Raw genomic sequence first — 609 nt, forward strand, 5'->3', positions numbered from 1 at the left:
GTTGGAGACAGCTGCTGTGGGGTCGGCGGGCTCGGTGGGCTCGGCACGGGCTGTAGGGTCAGCGGGCTCGGTGGGTTCAGCGGGCTCGGTGCGGTCTGCGGGGTCGGCGGGCGCTGCAGGCTCTGCGGGATCTATGGGATCTGCGGGATCTATGGGTCCGGGGTCTGCGGGATCCATGGGTCCGGGCTCTGCGGGATCCATGGGTCCGGGGTCGGCGGGATCCATGGGGTCCCCGGGGTCTGACGGTTCCGCGGTCCCCGTTGTCGCCCCAGTACCGCCGTCCGCCTTCCAGTCCGCTCCTGCGGAGCTCGACCGGCTCGCCTCGACGGAGCGTCAGGTCGCCGCGCTCGTCCTGGAGGGGGCAACCAACCGGGAGATCGCGGCCCGGCTGTTCATCAGCGTGAAGACGGTCGAGGCCACGCTCACGAGGGTCTACCGGAAGCTGGGGATCCGGTCACGGGTCGACATCGTGCGGCTGGCGGCGGGGCAGCAGCGGACGGGTTGACCGCCGGGAGTCCGGCAGGCGGGTGAGGGGCGGCCGAGGGTTTTCCCTCTCCAACTGCCGCAGGGAGTTCCCTAATTGGGGAGAGGGCGGGTCCGCTTCTAGCG

At 71.3% G+C, this 609-nt stretch carries 1 pseudogene; it reads left to right on the forward strand.

The features are described 5' to 3' along the window. Window positions 1-295 precede the first annotated feature (295 nt). A pseudogene (locus G5C60_RS50845) lies at window positions 296-505 on the forward strand (helix-turn-helix domain-containing protein); the annotation flags it as partial. Window positions 506-609 lie beyond the last annotated feature (104 nt).

Source organism: Streptomyces scabichelini (assembly GCF_011045015.1).
In the GTDB taxonomy this organism is placed as follows: Bacteria; Actinomycetota; Actinomycetes; order Streptomycetales; family Streptomycetaceae; genus Streptomyces; species Streptomyces scabichelini.